Source organism: Paracoccus sp. PAR01, assembly GCF_014851995.1.
Taxonomy (GTDB): Bacteria; Pseudomonadota; Alphaproteobacteria; order Rhodobacterales; family Rhodobacteraceae; genus Paracoccus; species Paracoccus litorisediminis.
This window is the reverse complement of record NZ_JACVAW010000001.1, coordinates 688805-707113: the sequence shown is the minus strand read 5'-3', so window position 1 is coordinate 707113 and position 18309 is coordinate 688805. Positions and strand designations below refer to the sequence as shown.

Here is an 18309-nt window from a genome sequence, read left to right as displayed (position 1 = left end):
CTTGGGCCATGAAAACCGGTGGCCCGATTACCCTCGCAGCGCCCGCGCGCTTTCCCGCAACTCCGCCCGCACAGGCCGATGTCGTCATCATTGGCGGTGGCATCGCCGGGGTGATGACCGCGCTATATCTGGCCGAGGCCGGGCAGCGCGTGACCCTGTGCGAAAAGGGCCGCATCGCCGGAGAGCAAAGCTCTCGCAACTGGGGCTGGGTGCGCCAGCAGGGCCGCGATCCCGGCGAATTGCCGATCATGGTCGAGGCCTTGCGCCTGTGGCAGGGCTTGGACCAGCGGCTGGGTGAGGTGGTCAGCCTGCGCCGCACCGGCACCACCTATCTGGCGGCATCCGAAGCCGATCTGGCCAGCTATGAAAGCTGGCTGCCCCATGCCCGCGCGCATGGACTGGACACGCACCTGCTGGGCCGGGCCGAGCTTGACCAGATCCTGCCCAATGCTACGGGCTGGGTCGGGGCGCTGACCACGCCCAGCGATGCCCGCGCCGAGCCCTGGACCGCCGTTCCCGCCATTGCCGGACTGGCCGCTGATGCGGGCGTGACCATCTGCGAGGATTGCGCCGTGCGCGGGGTCGAGACCTCGGGCGGGCGGATCTCGGGCGTGGTGACCGAAAAGGGCAGGATCGCCGCGCCCTTGGTGCTGCTGGCCGGGGGCGCATGGTCGTCGCTGTTCGCGGGCAATTCCGGTCTGTGGTTTCCGCAGCTATCGGTCCGAGCGACGGTTGCAGCGACCGAGGAGATGCCGGATTTCCATGCCGGAAACGCGGCGGATGCGGGCTTTGCCTTTCGGCGGCGGACGGATGGCGGTTACACGCTGGCTCCGGGCATCGGTCATGACTTCTGGATCGGTCCGGCGGCCTTCCGCAATCTGCGGGCGTTCCTGCCGCAGATCCGGCGTGACCTGAGCCATACCCGCCTTAGCCCTGCCGCCCCGAAAGGCTTTCCCGACGCATGGGGCACGGCCCGGCGCTGGGGGGCAGACGACGTGTCGCCGTTTGAGCGGATGCGTGTGCTGGACCCCGCCCCCAACATGGCCCGGATCGAGCGTTTGCGCGGCGATTTCGCAGCGGCTTTCCCGAAACTGGGCAAGCCGGCCATCGCCCGCGCATGGGCGGGGATGATCGACGTGACACCGGATCAGGTTCCGATTCTGGACGAAAGCCCGATTCCCGGCTTTTTCATCGCGACGGGCCTGTCCGGGCATGGTTTCGGCATCGGGCCGGGCATTGGCCGCGTCATGGCCGATCTGATGCTGGGCAAGCCCGTGGGCCATGATCTGACCCGCTTCCGCTTTGCCCGTTTTTCAGACGGATCGAAGATCGAGCTTGGCCCCTCGATCTGAGCGGGTGGCAGCCCTTGCGGCGGCTTGGCAAAACCGCCAAGCTTCCAGCGAAGGAGATGTCATATGCCCGTCAAGAACCGTTTCGCCGAACTTCTGCCCGAGATCACCGCATGGAGACGGGATTTCCACGAAAATCCCGAACTGCTTTATGAGGTGCATCGCACGGCGGGCAAGGTGGCCGAATTGCTGCGCGGTTTTGGCGTCGATGAGGTGGTCGAGGGCATTGGCCGGACCGGCGTTGTGGGCGTCATCAAGGGCAATCGCGACACGCAGGGCCGCGTGATCGGGTTGCGCGCCGACATGGACGCCTTGCCGATCACCGAGATCACCGGCGCGAACTACGCCTCGAAAACGCCGGGTATCATGCATGCCTGTGGTCATGACGGCCATACCGCGATGTTGCTGGGGGCGGCGAAATACCTGTCCGAGACGCGGAATTTCGACGGCACCGCCGTGGTGATTTTTCAACCCGCCGAAGAGGGCGGCGGCGGCGGTCTTGCCATGATCCAGGACGGGCTGGCGGATCGCTGGGGCATTCAGGAATTCTATGGCATGCACAATATGCCGGGCCTGCCGACCGGTAGCTTTGCCATCCGCGAGGGTGCGATGATGGCTGCTGCCGACCAGTTCGACATCATCGTCACCGGCCGGGGTGGCCATGCCGCCAAACCCCATGAGACGATCGACACGACGCTGGTTTCAGCCCAGATCATCGTGGCGCTGCAATCCATCGTCTCGCGCAATATCGATCCGCTGAAAAGCGGCGTGGTCTCGGTCTGCGTGGTTGAGACGGATTCGACGGCGCATAACGTGATCCCGCAGGTGGTGAAGCTGAAGGGGACGGCGCGGAGTCTTGATCCCGCCGTGCGCGACCAGCTTGAAGAAGGCATCAAGCGCGTGGCCGAAAATGTCGCCGCGGCCTTTGGCGCGCAGGCGCATGTCGAATATGAGCGTGGCTATCCGGTGACGATGAACGATCCCACGTCGGCGCAGCATGCCGCCGAGGTGGCGCGCCAGATCGCGGGCGGGGTGGACATGGATCTGGCCCCGCTGATGGCGGGCGAGGATTTCAGCTACATGCTGAACACCCGTCCCGGCGCCTATATCTTTGTCGGGAATGGCGACACCGCCATGTTGCATCACGCCGCCTATGATTTCGACGATGATGCGATCCCGGCCGGGTCGAGTTGGTATGCGGGTATGGTCGAGGCGCGGATGCCGCTTTCGGCCTGAGCGCTGGGGGCCTTGGACCCCGGCCATAGTGCCGGGGGTTTCACACCCCCGGACCCCCCGTGGGGTATTTCCAAAACGAAGAAAGGGGGCGTTGCGGCCCCCTTTTAGCGTCAGAAGTGGATGGTGCGTCCGTAGGCCGACAGCACGGATTCGTGCATCATCTCGGACAGGGTCGGGTGCGGGAAGACCGTCTCCATCAGCTCGGCCTCGGTGGTTTCCAGCGTGCGGCCGATCACATAGCCTTGGATCAGTTCAGTGACTTCGGCACCGACCATATGGGCACCCAGCAGCTCGCCGGTTTTCGCGTCGAAGATGGTTTTGACCAGACCTTCCGGTTCGCCAAGGGCGATGGCTTTGCCATTGCCGACGAAGGGGAAGCGGCCGACCTTGATGTCGTAACCTTCTGCCTTGGCCTTTTCCTCGGTCAGACCGACAGAGGCGACCTGCGGGTTGCAATAGGTGCAGCCGGGGATCGAGTTCGGCTTGATCGGGTGCGGGTGTTGGCCGGCGATCAGTTCAGCGACCATGACGCCTTCATGGCTGGCCTTATGCGCAAGCCAAGGAGCGCCGGCGACGTCACCGATGGCGAAAAGTCCTTCGACGCCGGTGCGGCAATATTCATCGGTCACGACATGGGTGCGGTCGATCTTGGCGCCCAGTTTCTCGAGGCCAAGGTTTTCGACATTGCCGACGATGCCGACGGCGGAGATCACGGTGTCGAAGTCATGCGTTTCGGTCTTACCGCCGATCTCGATATGGGCGGTGACTTTGCCCTTGGCGCGGTCAAGCTTCTTGACCGTGCCTTTTTCGATGATCTTCATGCCCTGCTTGACGAATTGCTTCTTCGCCAAAGCCGAGATTTCCGCGTCCTCGACCGGCAGCACGCGGTCCATGACCTCGACCACCGTCGTATCTGCGCCGAGCGTGTTGAAGAAGCTGGCGAATTCGATGCCGATTGCGCCCGAGCCGATGACCAGCAGCTTGCCCGGCATCCGCGGTGGGTTCAGCGCGTGCTTGTAGTTCCAGACCAGATCGCCATCGGGCTCAAGACCCGGCAATTCGCGGGCACGCGCGCCGGTGGCCAGCACGATGGACTTGCCGGTGACTTCCTCGGTGCCCTTGTCGGTCTTGACCGAGATCTTGCCGGGGCCGGCCAGCGTCGCCTCACCCATGATCACGGTGACCTTGTTCTTTTTCAGCAGGTGGCCGACGCCGCTGGCCAGCTGTTTCGCCACGCCGCGCGAGCGCTGGACGACGGCGGGCAGATCATAGCCGATATTGCCTGCGGACAGGCCGAATTCCTTGGCGCGGTGCATCAGGTGGAAGACCTCGGCCGAACGCAGCAGCGCCTTGGTCGGGATGCAGCCCCAGTTCAGGCAGATGCCGCCCAGATGCTCGCGTTCGATCACTGCGACCTTCAGGCCAAGCTGGGCTCCGCGGATGGCGCAGACATAACCGCCCGGACCCGAGCCGATCACCACCATGTCGAAGGATTGCGCCATGGAATTCCCCCTCTGGAAAAAGATAGTTGAGCGTTAAACCATTTACTCGAGATCGGCAAGCGACAGCTTGCCCGAGACCAGCGCGCCATAGCCGCCTGCCTGCATCACGTGCATTTCCGCTGGTGTCGGATCGCGCCCCAGCGCCGCATTGCGCCACGGGAAGCGGCCGAAACGGGCGATGGTGTCGCGGTGCAGTTCGGCGTGGTGCACATTCTCGCCGGGCATGAACTCGGCGAAAAGCGCGACCGCGCGGTCTTGATCGGCCAGATCCTCGGAATGCTCGAAGGGCAGGTAGAAGAACTGCCGGGCGGGGGGCTGGATCTGCAGATCGTACCCGTTGGCGATGGCCGCATCCGCGATGGCGCAGGCGAGGGCGTCGGTGGCAAAGGCGCGGGGATCCTCGCGGAACATGTTGCGCGGGAACTGGTCGGTCAGGATCAGCGCGGCCAGCGTACCTTCGGCGGTTCCGGTCCAGTCCGGGGTCAGCGTTGCCGCCTGTTCCCATGTCGCCATGAAGCGGTCGCGGATGGTTTGATCGAGTGTGTCTGACCGCGTGTACCAGCCTTGCGCGCCGACCTCATCCAGCCAGAACCGGACGATCTGGTCCGGGGTTGCGATGCTTTGGGTCATGCCATCCCTCCATATTTGCGGGGATGGTTGCATTGGCCGGGCCGGGCCGCAAGGTCACGTAGCGGGTTTCTGCGCCTCGTCCGGGCCAGCGTTTTCCAGCGCGGCCTCGATCGCGACGGTGGTGGCCGAGGGGGCGATGACCGCAAAGTTCTGGTCCATGGCCGGGGCCGCGCGGCGCAACATGCGCCAGCCCGCGTAAATCGTCAGCAGGGTCAGCAGGAAGCCGATATAGACCCAGAAGCCCTCCGGCCCCAGCTGCGACATCAGCCAGCCGGTGATCAGCGGCCCGGTGATCGCGCCGACGCCGTTGATGAACAGCAGCCCTGCCGAGGCCGCGGCCATGTCCCGGTTGTCCAGAAAGTCGTTGGTATAGGCGATCAGCAGCGAATAGACCGGGTTCGCGACGCCCCCGATCAGCGCCGCGGTCAGCAGCAGACCCCAGATGCCCGGCTGCACGTAAAGCGTGACGAAGCTGACGATCAGCCCGACCAGCGACAGCACCATCACGATCATCCGCCGGTCATTATGGTCCGAGAACCAGCCGACCGGATATTGCAGCACCAGCCCGCCCATGTAGATCGCGGCGACAAAGGCCGAGATCTCGGTCACGGTCAGCCCCTTGAGCGAGCCCCAGACCGAGGCCATGCCGAAGATGGCCGAGAACACCCCGCCCATCAGGAACATGCCGATGCAGCCCAGCGGAGAGACCTGGAACAGCCGTGCGAAGGACATCCTTTGAATCGACGCGAATTGCGGCGCGGGTTGGCGCGACAGCAGGATCGGCAGGAACGAGAAGCTGACCAGAACCGAGGGGATGACGAACAGCATGTAGCCCGCCGGATCGCTGATATTCATCAGAAGCTGTGCCGTGATGATGCCCAGCATCTGCACGATCATATAGGCCGACAGCGCCTGACCGCGGGTTTGATTGCTGGCACTGGCATTCAGCCAGCTTTCCGAGGTGATGTAGACCCCCGAGAAGCAGAAGCCGATCGACAGCCGCAGCACCGCCCAGAAGATCCAGTGCGGCCAGACCGCGTAAAGGATCAGCACGGACGAGATCATCGAGGCCAGCGCGGCAAAGACGCGGACATGGCCGACCTTCTGGATCATCCCCGGCACCAAGCGCGAGCCCAGCAGGAAGCCGCCGAAATAGGTCGACATGACCACCGACATCTGGGTGGTGCTGATGCCTTCGATCGCGCCGCGGATGCCCAGCAATGTGCCCTGCATCCCGTTGCCGACCATCAGCAGCAGGATGCCAAGAAGCAGGGGCCATGTGGTTCGCAGCACGGTCAGCATGTCGAAATCCCTTAGGGAATCAAAAGTGAGGCATCGCCATAGCTGAAAAAGCGATAGCCCGAATCCACGGCGTGACGATAGATCTCGCGGATGCGGTCCTGCCCCATCAGCGCGCTGACCAGCATCAGCAGCGTCGATTTCGGCAGGTGGAAATTGGTCATCAGCGCGTCGGTCACCCGGAAACGATAACCCGGATAGATGAAGATTTCGGTGACATCGCGGAAGGGCAGGACGATTCCGTCCTCGGAGGCGGCGGATTCGATCAGGCGCAGCGCGGTGGTGCCGACCGGGATCACGCGACCGCCGGCGGCGCGGGTGGCGTTGATCGCCTCGGCCGCTTCCGGCGTCACCTCGCCCCATTCGCCATGCATCTTGTGGGTGGTCACGTCCTCGACCTTGACCGGCAGGAAGGTGCCCGCGCCGACATGCAGGGTGACATGGACAAAGCGGACGCCGCGCGCCTTCAGCGCCTCAAGCAGATCCGCGTCGAAATGCAGGCTGGCGGTGGGCGCGGCGACGGCACCGGTATTCCGGGCCCAGACGGTCTGGTAATCCTCGCGGTCGGCCTCATCGGGGGCGCGAAGTGCGGCGATATAGGGGGGCAGGGGCATCGCGCCGACCTGGCTCAGCGCGGCGTCAAAGGCCTCGCCGGTAGCGTCAAAGCGCAGGGTCAGCCCGGCCTCGGCGATCTCGGTGACCTCGGCGGACAGTGCCTCGCCGAAATGGATGGTCTCGCCCTGCTTGAGCTTGCGCAGGGGCTTGGCCAGCGCTTTCCAGCCGCCATTGGCATCGGGCTCCAACAGCGTGATCTCGACCTTGGCCACGGCCTCGCCCTGCGGGGTCTGGCGGGTGCGGCTACCGGTCAGGCGCGCGGGGATGACCTTGGTGTCATTCAGCACCAGCAGATCGCCCGGACCCAGCAGGTCGGTCAGGTCGCGCACATGCAGGTCGCTGATCGCGTCGCCCTTGGCCAATAGCAGACGGGCCGCGCTGCGCGGGCGCGCGGGGCGGGTGGCAATCAGCCCTTCGGGCAGGTGAAAATCGAAATCGTCAAGCTTCATAGGGGGCTTCTCGCGCCGCTGAATTCCAGCGTCAAGGCGGCGGATAATCACAAAGTGAAAAGCTCAGGCTTTACATGCCGCACGGAATCAGTAAGTTTTGCGCATTCCTGAGGTGAGTCCCATGATCATCTGCCACTGCTCCCAGATCTCCGACCATGACATCCGCGCGGCGGTGGACTGGATGCGTGCAGCCGATCCAGAAGCGATCATAACCCCCGGAAAAGTCTATCATACCCTTGGCAAGCGGCCCGATTGCGGCAGCTGCATGCCCTTGTTCCTAGACACGATGCGTCATTGCGATAATCTGGCCGTGCCCCCCATTCTTCGGGGTCTAAGAGCCACGCGCAAAGGAGCAATCCATGAAGGGCGACGCCAAGGTCATCGAGTATCTCAACGCAGCGCTACGGTCTGAACTGACCGCTGTCAGCCAGTATTGGCTGCATTACCGCCTGCAAGAAGATTGGGGCTACGGCCGCATCGCCGAGAAGTCCCGTGCCGAATCCATTGAGGAAATGAATCACGCGGATCGGCTGATCCAGCGCATCATCTTCCTTGAGGGACATCCGAACCTGCAGAAACTGGACCCGCTGCGCATCGGCCAGAACCTGAAGGAAACTTTGGAATCCGATCTGGCTGCCGAATATGACGCGCGCACGCTGTACGTCGAGGCACGCGACCACTGCGAATCCGTCAAGGACTATGTCAGCAAGGATCTGTTCGAAGCGCTGATCACCGATGAGGAAGGTCATATCGACTTCCTCGAAACCCAGCTTGACCTGTATGAGTCGATCGGCGCGCAGAATTACGGCCATCTCAACGCGAAACCGGCCAACGAAGCCGAGTGATCCGACCGGGATCGCGCCAACGGGGGGCCTATTGGCCCCCCTTTATCATGCGCCCAGCCAGTCCTGCGCCAGGGCGGGCAGGTCATCGAAATGCTTGAGCATCGCTTCCGGGGCCAGACGGGTCAGCGCCTCGCCTTCGGGGCCAAAGGCGACCAGTGCAACTTTCACCCCCGCAGCGGCGGCGGTTTTGCGGTCTGTTTCGGTGTCTCCGACAAGGAAGGAATGCGCGACCGCGCCGCCCGCCGCCTCGACCGCGGCGGCATAGGGGCGGGGGTCGGGCTTCCTGACCGGCAGCGTATCCGCGCCGATCATCGCAGCGAAGCGGTCGCGGATGCCCAATTCTCGCAGCAGGATTTCGGCCAGCGCCTCGGGCTTGTTGGTGCAGACCGCCAGAAGGTGGCCGGCCTCGGCCAGACGATCCAGCGCGGCCTCGGTTCCCGGATAAAGCCTTGTATGGACGGCGATGCGGGTGCCGTAATGGTCAAGCAGGCGGGGATAATCCTCATCCTCGGCGCCGGGGGGCAGCAGGGTGTCGGCACCGATCCTTGCATAGCCCGCGCGCAGCATGGCGCGGCCGCCGTGAAAGGCGATCAGCGCATCCGCGACCGGGTCCAGAAGCTGGCCAAGGCCGCGATCCGTGAAACAGGCATTGGCCGCCGCGATCAGGTCGCCCGAAGTATCGGCCAGCGTCCCGTCCAGATCGAAGACCACCGTTCCCGCCATGCTGTAACCTTCCGTCAAGATGTGTGATGCGCCGGGGTCTTTCCCCGATGCCGCCCCATAGGTAGAACGCCAAGATCAGATAAGAAACAGGCAAGAGGCCGTCATGTCAGACAATCCCGTCGCTCTCATCGTTCTGGCCGCCGGTCAGGGCAGTCGGATGCAGTCGGACCTGCCCAAGGTGCTGCACCGTCTGGGCGGCGTGCCTCTGGTCGCGCATGCGCTGGCCGCCGGTCGTGCGGTCGAACCCGAGCGGGTCGTGGTTGTCGCCGGCCACGGCGCGGATGCGGTGAAGAAGGCGGTCGGCAAGCTGGACCCCGAGGCGCTGGTCGCCCTGCAGGAAGAGCAGCTTGGCACCGCCCATGCCGTCAGCCAGGCGCTGCCGCAGCTTGAGGGCTTCGAAGGCCGGGTGATCGTGCTGTATGGCGACACCCCCTTCATCGGAGAGGACACGCTGCTGGCGCTGGCCGCCCATTCCGCCGATGTCGTGGTGTTGGGCTTCGAGGCTGCCGATCCCGGCCGCTATGGCCGTCTGGTGACCGGCCCCGAGGGGCTGGAGCGGATCGTCGAGTACAAGGACGCCGATGAGGCCACGCGCGCCATCCGTCTGGTGAATTCCGGCGTGCTGGCCGCCGATGCCGGGCTGCTGCGCGAATTGCTGCCCCGGATCGGCAATGCCAATGCGGCGGGTGAGTATTACCTGACCGACATCCCCGCCCTTGCCCGCGCCGAGGGCCGCCGGGTCGAGGTCGTGACCTGCCCCGAAGCCGAAACCCTTGGCATCAACACCCGCGAGGAACTGGCTGCCGCCGAGGCCGCATTCCAGTCCCGCGCCCGCATCCGCGCGCTTGAGGATGGGGTGACGCTGGCCGATCCGGCCACGGTCTGGTTCGCGCTGGACACCTTTGTCGGCCGCGATGCGATCATCGGCCAGAACGTGGTCTTCGGTCCCGGCGTCACCGTGGAAAGCGGGGCCGAGATCCTGCCCTTCTGTCATCTGGAAGGCTGCCATGTCAGCTCGGGCGCGACGGTCGGTCCCTTTGCCCGCCTGCGTCCCGGCGCGGAGCTGGGCGGCGACGTGCATGTCGGCAATTTCGTCGAGATCAAGAACTCGGTGCTGGACGAAGGCGTCAAGGTCGGCCACCTGACCTATCTGGGCGATGCCCATATCGGCGAGGCCACGAATATCGGCGCGGGCACCGTGACCTGCAATTACGACGGCGTCGGCAAGCACCGGACCGAAATCGGGGCCAATGCCTTCATCGGGTCGGACACGATGCTGGTCGCGCCTGTGCGCGTGGGCAACCGCGCCATGACCGGCTCGGGTTCGGTCATCACCGAGGATGTGCCCGATGACGCGATGGCCATTGGCCGCGCCCGTCAGGTGACGAAACCCGGCCTTGCCACCCGCCTGATGCAGGCTTTGCGCCAGAAGAAGGGGCAGTAACATGTGCGGAATCATCGGCATTCTGGGCAATCACGAAGTTTCGCCCCAACTGGTCGAGGCGCTGAAGCGTCTGGAATATCGCGGCTATGACAGCGCCGGCGTCGCCACCGTCGATGCCTCGGGACAGCTTGACCGCCGCCGCGCTGTCGGCAAGCTGGTCAACCTGTCCGACCGGCTGGTGCATGAACCGCTGCCCGGCCATGCCGGGATCGGCCATACCCGCTGGGCCACCCATGGTGCCGCGACCGAGGCCAATGCCCATCCGCATCGCCGCGGCCCGGTGGCCGTCGTCCATAACGGCATCATCGAAAACTTCCGCGAGCTGCGCGATGAGGTCGTGGCGCTGGGCCTGACGCCCGAATCCGACACCGATACCGAAACCGTCGCCCTGCTGACCGCATGGCACATGGATCAGGGTCTTGGCCCCGTTGAGGCCGCCCGCGCCACGCTGTCGCGCCTGCATGGCGCCTTTGCGCTGGCCTTCCTGTTCCAGGGCGAGGGCGACCTGATGATCGCCGCCCGCAAGGGCAGTCCGCTGGCCGTCGGCCATGGCAAGGGCGAGATGTTCATCGGCTCGGACGCGGTGGCGCTGGCGCCCTTCACCGACCGCATCACCTACCTTGAGGACGGCGACCACGCGATCATCACCCGGCAAGGGGCCCAGATCTTCAACGCCGCAGGCCAACCCGCCAACCGCGAGATCCAGCAGATCGACGTGGGCGCGACCCAGATCGACAAGGGCGGCTACCGCCATTTCATGGCCAAGGAAATCGCCGAGCAGCCCGCCGTGCTGGGCGATGCGCTTGAGCATTACATCAAGGACGGTCGCATCGTCCTGCCCGAGGCGATTGATTTCAGCGACGTGGACCGGCTGACGCTGGTGGGCTGCGGCACCGCCTATTACGCCGCCTGCGTTGCCCGCTACTGGTTCGAAAGCATCGCCGGGCTACCCTGCGATCTGGATGTGGCCTCCGAGTTCCGCTACCGCGAGCCGCCTCTGTCGCCCCGCAGCTGGGCCATGTTCATCAGCCAGTCGGGCGAGACGGCCGATACGCTGGCCGCGCTGCACTACGCCCGCGACAAGGTCGCCAAGACCGTCGGCGTGGTCAATGTCGGCACCTCTGCCATCGCACGGGACGCGGACATTGCCCTGCCGACGCTGGCCGGGATCGAGGTCGGCGTGGCCTCGTCCAAGGCCTTCACCTGCCAGCTTGCGGTCCTTGCCGTGCTGGCGCTGAAAGCCGCCCATGACCGGGGTCGCCTGACAGATGGCGAATTGCGCGCGCATCTGGCTGATCTGCGGGCGCTGCCGGGGCTGCTGAACCAGACGCTGGCCGTCAGCGACGAATGCCGCCGCCTTGCGGGCTGGCTCTCCGAGGCGCAGGACGTGCTGTATCTGGGCCGCGGGCCGCTTTATCCGGTGGCGCTGGAAGGAGCGCTGAAGCTCAAGGAACTCAGCTATATCCACGCCGAAGGCTATGCTTCGGGCGAACTCAAGCACGGCCCGATCGCGCTGATCGACCGCAATGTGCCGGTGGTGGTCGTTGCTCCGCGCGACGCGCTGTTCGACAAGACCGTCTCGAACATGCAAGAGGTCATGGCCCGCCACGGGCAAGTACTGCTGATTTCCGACGCCGAGGGGATCGAGAAAGGCGGGCACGGTATCCGTGCCAGCCTGACCCTGCCTTCCGGAGGGGGCGCTTTCGCGGCGATCCTCTATGCCGTGCCGATGCAATATCTGGCCTATCACACCGCTGTCGCGAAGGGCACGGATGTGGACCAGCCGCGCAACCTCGCGAAGTCGGTGACGGTCGAATGACCGCCTGGGGCGGGACCTAGTCGGTCTCGCCCACCGCTTTCCAGATCACCGCGCCGATCACCGCACCGATGATCGGCGCGACCCAGAACAGCCACAGTTGCGAAATCGCCGTGCCACCTGCGAACAGCGCCTGACTGGTCGAGCGCGCCGGATTGACCGAGGTATTGGTCACCGGGATCGAGATCAGGTGGATCAGCGTCAAGGTCAGGCCGATGGCCAGTGGCGCAAAGCCCACCGGCGCACGCCCATGCGTCACGCCCAGAATGACGAACAGGAAGAACGCGGTCAGCACGATCTCGATCACCAGCCCCGACAGCATCGAATAGCCATCGGGAGAGGCCGCGCCATAGCCATTCGCCGCGAATGACCCCAGATTTGCCCCGGTCTTGCCCGAGGCGATGACATAAAGCACTGCCGCCGCAAGGATCGCGCCGATCAATTGCGCGATGATATAGGGACGACCCGCCCGCCGGGGAAACGCCCCGCAGTGGCCAGACCGATCGTGACCGCCGGGTTGAAATGCCCGCCCGAGATCCCGCCGACCGCATAGGCCATGGTGACGACCGTCAGACCGAACGCGAGCGAAACGCCCAAAAATCCAATGCCCAGATCAGGCACACCGGCTGCCAGAATGGCGCTGCCGCAACCGCCGAAAACCAGCCAGAACGTGCCAAGCGCTTCCGCGCCCAATTGCTTCTGCATTTCAGGACTCCAATCACAAGGATAGTTCGTCAAATTAGTGCATTGCGGGGCGATGCTCTCATCATCCTGCGGGTCTGGAAACGAAATTCGCCCGGCCACTGCCGACAGGCCGCGACTGTTGCAGCCTCGCTTCAGCCATGCAAAAGCCGGGCCGCATTGCTGCGACCCGGCTTCTTTCTTGCCCAAATATCCCGGGGTCCGGGGCAGCGCCCCGGCGTAACGTATGACGTCAGCCGATCGTCGCCATGTCCTCGCGCCAGACCGCGATCACGCTGGAACGCGGTTTGCCATTGCCGTCTGGCCAGCTGCCGCCGGGATGCTGGATGCCGACAAAAGCAACCTTTTTATCCGCCGACCAGCACAGGCCGGTGACTTCGGCGCCGTTCGGAGCGGTCAGAAAGCGGGCGATCTCGCCGGTTTCGGGATTGCCGACCAGCATCTGGTTGTTGCCCATACCAGCGAAGTTGCCCTCGTTGCTGTCCTCGCCATCGGTCTGGATCCACAACATGCCTTCGCTGTCAAAAGCCATGCCATCGGGCGAGTTGAACATATTGCCCGCATTCACATTGGGCGACCCGGCAAAGGCGTCCTTGTGGACATTGGGGTTGCCGGCCATGACATACAGATCCCAGGCGAACTTGTCGGCACCATGATCCTCGCCCTCGGGACGCCAGCGCACGATCTGGCCGAATTCATTGGCCTCGCGCGGGTTGGCGGCGTTCGTCGGCATCGCCTCGCCGCCGCGTTTCGAGTTGTTGGTCAGCGCGCAGTAAGCCTCGCATTTCGCGGGATGGGCGGCGATCCATTCCGGGCGGTCCATGGTGGTCGCGCCGACCTTGGTGCCGGCCAGACGGGCATAGACCAGCAACTCGGGCAGGGTCATGCCGGTGGTCTCGGGCGTTAGCGCCAGCCATTCGCCGCTCATGTCGTCGTTGAAGCGCGCGACGTAAAGCGTGCCGTCGGACAGCAGGCCTTCGGTGGGCTGACCCTCGGCCCAGGTCCCGTTCGAGACATAGCGATAGATGAACTCGCCGCGTTCGTCATCGCCCAGATAGACGACGATGCGACCGTCTTTCGCCTGCACCATCTCGGCATTCTCATGCTTGAAGCGGCCAAGGGCGGTGTGCTTCACCGGGGTCGATTTCGGGTCGGCAGGGTTGATCTCGACCACCCAGCCGAAGCGGCTCGGCTCATTGGGGTTGGTGGTCAGGTCGAAGCGCGCGTCGAACTTTTCATAGGCATATTGGCTTTCGCCCTTCAGGCCATAGCGCTTCTCGGCCGGGGTCTGCTCGCGCTCGGCGGTCATGCCGAAATAGCCGTTGAAGTTTTCCTCGCAGGTCAGATAGGTGCCCCACAGCGTGCGGCCCGAGCCGCAATTGTTCAGCGTGCCCAGAACCGCCCGACCATCGGGGTCGGCGGCGGTCTTCACGAAATCCGTGCCCGCAACCGGACCACCAAGGGTCATCGGCGTGTCATTGGTGATGCGGCGGTTATAGGGGCTGTCCAGAACGACGCCGTAGCCCGCGCCGGTATCGGCCACTTCCATCACCGTCACGCCCTGCATGTTTTTCAGCAGCTGGACTTCCTCGGCGGTGCGGGGGGTGCCTTCGGCCTCAACCGGCAGGTTGATCTCGGGGTTCACATATTCCGAGTTGACGGCGATGACCTGCTTGCCGTCGACCTCGAACAGCTCCATCCCGTCGGTATTCTCGCCAAAGACTTTGTCGGACATGGCAAGGGAAACCCCGGTTTCGGCCGAGAAGCTGTCCTTGGCCTCGGTGACCAACGCATCGCCCCAGCGCACCAGCGGCTTCCAGGCATAGCCCTTGGGCACCTGAATTTCGAAACCGGTGCCTGCGGCGACCGGCTCGAACTTGAAGGCCGCCGCCTGCGCGCGGGCCGAGGTCGCGCCCAGCATCGCCGAGCCAAAGACCGCGGCACCCGAGCCGACCGCCAGCACGCCGAGAAAACCACGGCGCGAGATGGCGCGGTCGACAACCTCGTCGAATTGCTGGCGGGTGGGACGCGGATCGCGCAACTCGTCGAATTCGTCCCAGGACAGGTCAAGCGTGGTTTTCTTGGTCATGGCGGCCTCTGGCTAGCTGATGATCGCTTGCACGGGCGCTGTCCGCGCCTCGTATCGCGGACCCTATCGCAGTGGGGCATGACGGCGGGCCGACAGTCATGCGACAATTCTCTGACAATCGGGCACGAAAAAAAACCGCCCGGTCGCAGGACACGGGCGGCATGAATTGGGCAGAAGAGAGGGAGGGAGGAAGAAGGGGGGTGCTTACAGGTGGATACGCTGAAAAGCGGCCTTGTCGATGCCCAGCTTGTTCAGGTCACGAGCCGTCGGCACACGGTGCATTTCCACGGCCGAGGCGGCATGGATCGCCGCGCGGAGCGTGCTGAAAGCCTGTCGGATGGAATGAAGGACGGTCATCGTTTTTCCTGTCTGGTCCTGAATGTTTCGGTACCAGTCAGATGGGCGCTCCCGCCGGTTTGCACAACGTGGCAAAGGGTCAAAGCCGCCATGCCCACAGGACATGGCGGCCCGATTTTGTTGCGAAGGGACCTTAGTCCTCGTCGCCGCCCAGTTGGGCCAGAACCTGACCCTTGCCACGGGCGCGTAGGATCAGCGGCACGATCAGCGCCAAGGCGGCGATGCCCAGCAGGGTCGCGGCGATGGGCGATTGCACCAGCACGGTCCAGTCGCCTTGGCTGATTGCCAATGCGCGGCGCAGCTGCTGCTCGGCCATCGGGCCAAGGATCAGACCGACGACAATCGGCGCGATCGGATAGCCGAAAAGCCGCATCACATAGCCCAGCACACCAAAGCCCAGCAGCATCCCCAGCTCGAAGCTGGACGGGTTTGCACCGATGGTGCCCAGCGTCGCGAACAGCAGGATGCCCGCGTAAAGCCACGGTTTCGGCACGGTCAGCAGCTTTACCCACAGCCCGATCAGCGGCAGGTTCAGGACCAGCAGCATGGCATTGGCGATCAGCAACGAGGCGATCAGCCCCCAGACCAGCGTCGGGTTCGTGGCAAACAGCAGCGGCCCCGGTTGCAGGCCGAATTGCTGGAAGCCCGCCAGCATGATCGCCGCCGTGGCCGAGGTCGGCAGGCCCAGCGTCAGCAGCGGCACCAGCGTCCCGGCGGCGGATGCGTTGTTCGCGGCCTCGGGACCGGCGACGCCTTCGATGGCGCCATGGCCGAATTCCTCGGGGTGCTTGGACAGCTTTTTCTCGGTGGCGTAGCTCAGGAAGGTGCCGATTTCGGCCCCGCCCGCGGGCATGGCACCGATGGGGAAGCCAAGGAAGGTCCCGCGCAGCCACGGTTTCCACGAGCGCGCCCAGTCGCTGCGGCTCATCCAGACCGAGCCCTTGACGGCGGTGACCTCATCGTCTTGCTGGTTTTTCTGACCGGCGATGAACAGGGCCTCGCCAATGGCGAACATGGCGACGGCCATGGTGGTGACCTCGATCCCGTCCAGAAGTTCCGGCACGCCGAATGACATGCGCGCCTGACCAGTCAGCTGGTCGATGCCGACGCAGGCCAGCGCCAGACCAAGGAACAGTGAGGTCAGCCCGCGCAGCGCGGAATCCCCGAAGGCAGCGGAAACGGTGACAAAGGCCAGCACCATCAGCGCGAAATATTCACGCGGGCCAAAGACCAGCGCCACTTTGACGATGCTTGGCGCAAGGAAGGCCAGCAGCAAGGTTGCGATCAGCCCCGCGACAAAGGACCCGATGGCGGCGGTGGCCAAGGCCGGGCCGCCACGGCCCTTGCGGGCCATCTTGTTGCCCTCAAGCGCGGTGATGATCGAGGCGCTTTCGCCCGGCGTGTTCAGCAGGATCGAGGTGGTCGAACCGCCATACATCCCGCCGTAATAGATGCCCGCGAACATGATCAGCGAGCCTGCCGGGTCCAGCCGGTAGGTGACGGGCAGCAGCAGCGCCACGGTCAGCGCCGGGCCGATGCCGGGCAGCACGCCGACGGCGGTGCCCAAGGTCACGCCGATCAGCGCGTAAAGCAGCATCATCGGCTCGGCCGCGGTGGCCAGACCCTGCATCAGGAAATCGAATGCACCCATGTCTCAGGCCCCCCGAAAGATCAGATGCTCAAGCGGACCCGCAGGCAGATGCAGCATCAGAAGCTGGGAGAAGACCGCCCAGACGGCAAAGGCAAAGACGATGCCCAGCGGGATCGTCATCGCCAGATTGCGCTTGCCAAAGGCCCGCGCGGTAAAGGCGAACAGGATGCCCGTGGCGATCGAGAAACCCGCGACATGCAGCAGCAGCAGTTGCGCGGCAAGGCCCGCGATGATCCACAGGACCGGGGGCACGTTCTGTTCGGGACGCTCGGGGAAGTCGCCCTTCAGCGCGGCAAAGACGGTCCAGACCGACAGCCCCAGCAGCCCGTAAGCCACGACGCGCGGGACGCTGGCCGGACCGACGCCGGAATAGCCGCCCAGATCGGCAAGGCGTGCGCTGTCCCACAGCATCACGCCCGCGACGACGGCCAGACCGGCGGCGATGACCAGCGCCGCCGTATCCCGGCGGCGCTGTTTTTGCGGTTCGTTTACGCTCATTTCACCAGACCGATGTCCTTGAGGACGGTCCCGGTCGAGGTCACATCCTTTTCAAGCTGGGCGTCGAAATCCGCGCCCGACAGGTAGGTGTCCGACCAGCCCTTGTCGGCCAGTTGCTTCTGCCAGTTCTCGGATTTCACCATTTTCTCGACATCGGCGGTCACCTTGGCCTTCTGCTCGTCCGACAAACCCGGAGCAGCGGCGACCATGCGCCAGTTCTGCAGCTCGACGTCCAGACCCGCTTCCTTCAGGGTTGGCGCGTCGGCACCGGCGATGCGCTCGGGCGAGGACAAGGCCAGCAGACGCAGCGTGCCTGCCTTGATCTGGGCGTCGAATTCGCCCAGCGAGGAAATCCCTGCGGTCACCTGATTGCCAAGGATCGCGGCCAGCGCTTCGCCACCGCCGGAATAGGCGATGTAGTTGATCTTGGTCGGATCGACGCCCGCCGCCTTGGCGATCAGGCCAACGGCGATATGGTCGGTGCCGCCAGCCGAGCCGCCAGCCCAGCTAACCGCGCCCGGATCGGCTTTCAGCGATTCGATCAGTCCGGCAATGTCCTTGATGGGCGAAGCGGCGGGGACGACGATGGCCTCATATTCGCCGGTCAGGCGCGCGATCGGGGTCACGTCCTTCAGCGAGACGGGCGAGTTGTTGGTCAGGATCGCGCCGACCATGACATAGCCGCCGACGATCAACGCGTCGGGGTTGCCCTTGTTCTGGCTGGCGAATTGCGCAAGGCCGATGGTGCCGCCGGCGCCGGGGACGTTCTGGACCTGCACCGATTTCGAGATGCCTTCTTCCTGCAGCACGGTCTGCATGGTGCGGGCGGTCTGGTCCCAGCCGCCGCCCGGATTGGCGGGGGCGATGATGGTGTAATCGGCCATGGCGGGCATGGCGACCGAGCCGGCAAGCAGGCTGGCGAGAACGAATTGCTTCATGACATTCCTCCGCAGGGCGCCGCGACGGTCATGGCCGCCCGGTCGCATGTCTTGTTTTTTCTGACCTGACCCCCAGCCTCTCCCAAAGCGGGGGGTGTCCTCCTTGGAGCGGCACACGGGCCGGTCCGGAAACCGTTTCATCACAGGAACCTGTCATGGACCTGAC

At 64.7% G+C, this 18309-nt stretch carries 16 protein-coding genes and 1 pseudogene; 6 read left to right on the top strand and 11 right to left on the bottom strand.

What is annotated here, in order from left to right; all coding sequences use genetic code 11:
• Positions 1-8 precede the first annotated feature (8 nt).
• Both IB235_RS03605 and IB235_RS03600 read left to right on the top strand, forming a co-directional pair.
• Positions 9-1352, top strand: coding sequence for an FAD-binding oxidoreductase (locus tag IB235_RS03605; protein WP_192335593.1), 1344 nt, complete (start codon positions 9-11; stop codon positions 1350-1352).
• Between the two features lie 63 nt (positions 1353-1415).
• Entirely contained in the window at positions 1416-2585 is a 1170-nt protein-coding gene (locus IB235_RS03600) for a M20 aminoacylase family protein (protein WP_192335591.1), read from the top strand.
• A gap of 110 nt (positions 2586-2695) precedes the next feature.
• Here IB235_RS03600 and lpdA read toward each other — a convergent pair whose 3' ends face one another.
• Genes lpdA through queA form a run of 4 tightly spaced genes read right to left on the bottom strand, consistent with a single transcriptional unit; the run spans position 2696 to position 7080 of the window.
• Positions 2696-4087 (bottom strand): dihydrolipoyl dehydrogenase, encoded by a 1392-nt coding sequence (lpdA, locus tag IB235_RS03595; protein WP_192335589.1) that lies wholly within the window; start codon positions 4085-4087, stop codon positions 2696-2698.
• 42 nt (positions 4088-4129) lie between these two features.
• Complete coding sequence (locus tag IB235_RS03590) at positions 4130-4717, bottom strand: DUF924 family protein (RefSeq protein WP_192335587.1); 588 nt, start codon at positions 4715-4717, stop codon at positions 4130-4132.
• Positions 4718-4771: 54 nt separating this feature from the next.
• Positions 4772-6019: an MFS transporter gene (locus IB235_RS03585; protein WP_155038220.1), complete on the bottom strand. Its 1248-nt coding sequence runs from the start codon at positions 6017-6019 to the stop codon at positions 4772-4774.
• 11 nt (positions 6020-6030) lie between these two features.
• The gene (gene queA, locus IB235_RS03580) at positions 6031-7080 is read right to left on the bottom strand and encodes a tRNA preQ1(34) S-adenosylmethionine ribosyltransferase-isomerase QueA (protein ID WP_192335586.1); all 1050 of its coding nucleotides are present in this window, start codon (positions 7078-7080) and stop codon (positions 6031-6033) included.
• A 121-nt stretch (positions 7081-7201) separates the two neighbouring features.
• Between queA and IB235_RS03575 the strand changes: the two genes are divergently transcribed.
• Both IB235_RS03575 and bfr read left to right on the top strand, forming a co-directional pair.
• Positions 7202-7492, top strand: coding sequence for a bacterioferritin-associated ferredoxin (locus tag IB235_RS03575; RefSeq protein ID WP_155038218.1), 291 nt, complete (start codon positions 7202-7204; stop codon positions 7490-7492).
• Positions 7440-7925, top strand: a complete 486-nt coding sequence (gene bfr / locus IB235_RS03570) for a bacterioferritin (RefSeq protein WP_192335583.1) — start codon at positions 7440-7442, stop codon at positions 7923-7925. Before IB235_RS03575 ends, bfr begins: the two co-directional genes overlap by 53 nt.
• Positions 7926-7970: 45 nt before the next feature.
• Here bfr and IB235_RS03565 read toward each other — a convergent pair whose 3' ends face one another.
• Positions 7971-8648 (bottom strand): HAD-IA family hydrolase, encoded by a 678-nt coding sequence (locus IB235_RS03565; RefSeq protein WP_192335581.1) that lies wholly within the window; start codon positions 8646-8648, stop codon positions 7971-7973.
• A 103-nt stretch (positions 8649-8751) separates the two neighbouring features.
• On the opposite strand from IB235_RS03565, the gene glmU reads away from it, so the two are divergent.
• Both glmU and glmS read left to right on the top strand, forming a co-directional pair.
• Positions 8752-10092, top strand: coding sequence for a bifunctional UDP-N-acetylglucosamine diphosphorylase/glucosamine-1-phosphate N-acetyltransferase GlmU (gene glmU, locus IB235_RS03560; protein ID WP_192335579.1), 1341 nt, complete (start codon positions 8752-8754; stop codon positions 10090-10092).
• Between the two features lies 1 nt (position 10093).
• Positions 10094-11911: a glutamine--fructose-6-phosphate transaminase (isomerizing) gene (gene glmS, locus IB235_RS03555; RefSeq protein ID WP_192335577.1), complete on the top strand. Its 1818-nt coding sequence runs from the start codon at positions 10094-10096 to the stop codon at positions 11909-11911.
• A 16-nt stretch (positions 11912-11927) separates the two neighbouring features.
• Here glmS and aqpZ read toward each other — a convergent pair.
• The 6 genes and pseudogenes from aqpZ to IB235_RS03525 all read right to left on the bottom strand — a co-directional run bounded on the left by aqpZ (position 11928) and on the right by IB235_RS03525 (position 18143).
• Positions 11928-12613: pseudogene (gene aqpZ, locus IB235_RS03550) on the bottom strand (aquaporin Z).
• A 229-nt stretch (positions 12614-12842) separates the two neighbouring features.
• Entirely contained in the window at positions 12843-14699 is a 1857-nt protein-coding gene (locus IB235_RS03545; RefSeq protein WP_192335575.1) for a PhoX family phosphatase, read from the bottom strand.
• A gap of 204 nt (positions 14700-14903) precedes the next feature.
• A complete protein-coding gene (locus IB235_RS03540) occupies positions 14904-15056 on the bottom strand; it encodes a hypothetical protein (protein ID WP_170297594.1) in 153 nt (50 codons plus the stop codon).
• 133 nt (positions 15057-15189) lie between these two features.
• Complete coding sequence (locus IB235_RS03535; protein ID WP_155038211.1) at positions 15190-16707, bottom strand: tripartite tricarboxylate transporter permease; 1518 nt, start codon at positions 16705-16707, stop codon at positions 15190-15192.
• Positions 16708-16710: 3 nt separating this feature from the next.
• On the bottom strand, positions 16711-17205 hold the full coding sequence (locus IB235_RS03530) for a tripartite tricarboxylate transporter TctB family protein (protein WP_155038210.1): 495 nt from the start codon (positions 17203-17205) through the stop codon (positions 16711-16713).
• The gene (locus IB235_RS03525) at positions 17202-18143 is read right to left on the bottom strand and encodes a tripartite tricarboxylate transporter substrate binding protein (RefSeq protein WP_192335573.1); all 942 of its coding nucleotides are present in this window, start codon (positions 18141-18143) and stop codon (positions 17202-17204) included. The genes IB235_RS03530 and IB235_RS03525 overlap by 4 nt, the downstream gene beginning before the upstream one ends.
• Positions 18144-18309 lie beyond the last annotated feature (166 nt).

Excerpts from the sequence above, each read along its gene's own strand:
- queA (WP_192335586.1), bottom strand. The coding sequence starts at position 7,080 with ATGAAGCTTGACGATTTCGATTTTCACCTGCCCGAAGGGCTGATTGCC.
- IB235_RS03530 (WP_155038210.1), bottom strand. The coding sequence starts at position 17,205 with ATGAGCGTAAACGAACCGCAAAAACAGCGCCGCCGGGATACGGCGGCG.
- IB235_RS03605 (WP_192335593.1), top strand. The coding sequence starts at position 9 with ATGAAAACCGGTGGCCCGATTACCCTCGCAGCGCCCGCGCGCTTTCCC.
- IB235_RS03590 (WP_192335587.1), bottom strand. The coding sequence starts at position 4,717 with ATGACCCAAAGCATCGCAACCCCGGACCAGATCGTCCGGTTCTGGCTG.
- glmU (WP_192335579.1), top strand. The coding sequence starts at position 8,752 with ATGTCAGACAATCCCGTCGCTCTCATCGTTCTGGCCGCCGGTCAGGGC.
- IB235_RS03585 (WP_155038220.1), bottom strand. The coding sequence starts at position 6,019 with ATGCTGACCGTGCTGCGAACCACATGGCCCCTGCTTCTTGGCATCCTG.
- IB235_RS03525 (WP_192335573.1), bottom strand. The coding sequence starts at position 18,143 with ATGAAGCAATTCGTTCTCGCCAGCCTGCTTGCCGGCTCGGTCGCCATG.
- lpdA (WP_192335589.1), bottom strand. The coding sequence starts at position 4,087 with ATGGCGCAATCCTTCGACATGGTGGTGATCGGCTCGGGTCCGGGCGGT.
- IB235_RS03565 (WP_192335581.1), bottom strand. The coding sequence starts at position 8,648 with ATGGCGGGAACGGTGGTCTTCGATCTGGACGGGACGCTGGCCGATACT.
- IB235_RS03535 (WP_155038211.1), bottom strand. The coding sequence starts at position 16,707 with ATGGGTGCATTCGATTTCCTGATGCAGGGTCTGGCCACCGCGGCCGAG.
- bfr (WP_192335583.1), top strand. The coding sequence starts at position 7,440 with ATGAAGGGCGACGCCAAGGTCATCGAGTATCTCAACGCAGCGCTACGG.
- glmS (WP_192335577.1), top strand. The coding sequence starts at position 10,094 with ATGTGCGGAATCATCGGCATTCTGGGCAATCACGAAGTTTCGCCCCAA.
- IB235_RS03540 (WP_170297594.1), bottom strand. The coding sequence starts at position 15,056 with ATGACCGTCCTTCATTCCATCCGACAGGCTTTCAGCACGCTCCGCGCG.
- IB235_RS03545 (WP_192335575.1), bottom strand. The coding sequence starts at position 14,699 with ATGACCAAGAAAACCACGCTTGACCTGTCCTGGGACGAATTCGACGAG.
- IB235_RS03600 (WP_192335591.1), top strand. The coding sequence starts at position 1,416 with ATGCCCGTCAAGAACCGTTTCGCCGAACTTCTGCCCGAGATCACCGCA.
- IB235_RS03575 (WP_155038218.1), top strand. The coding sequence starts at position 7,202 with ATGATCATCTGCCACTGCTCCCAGATCTCCGACCATGACATCCGCGCG.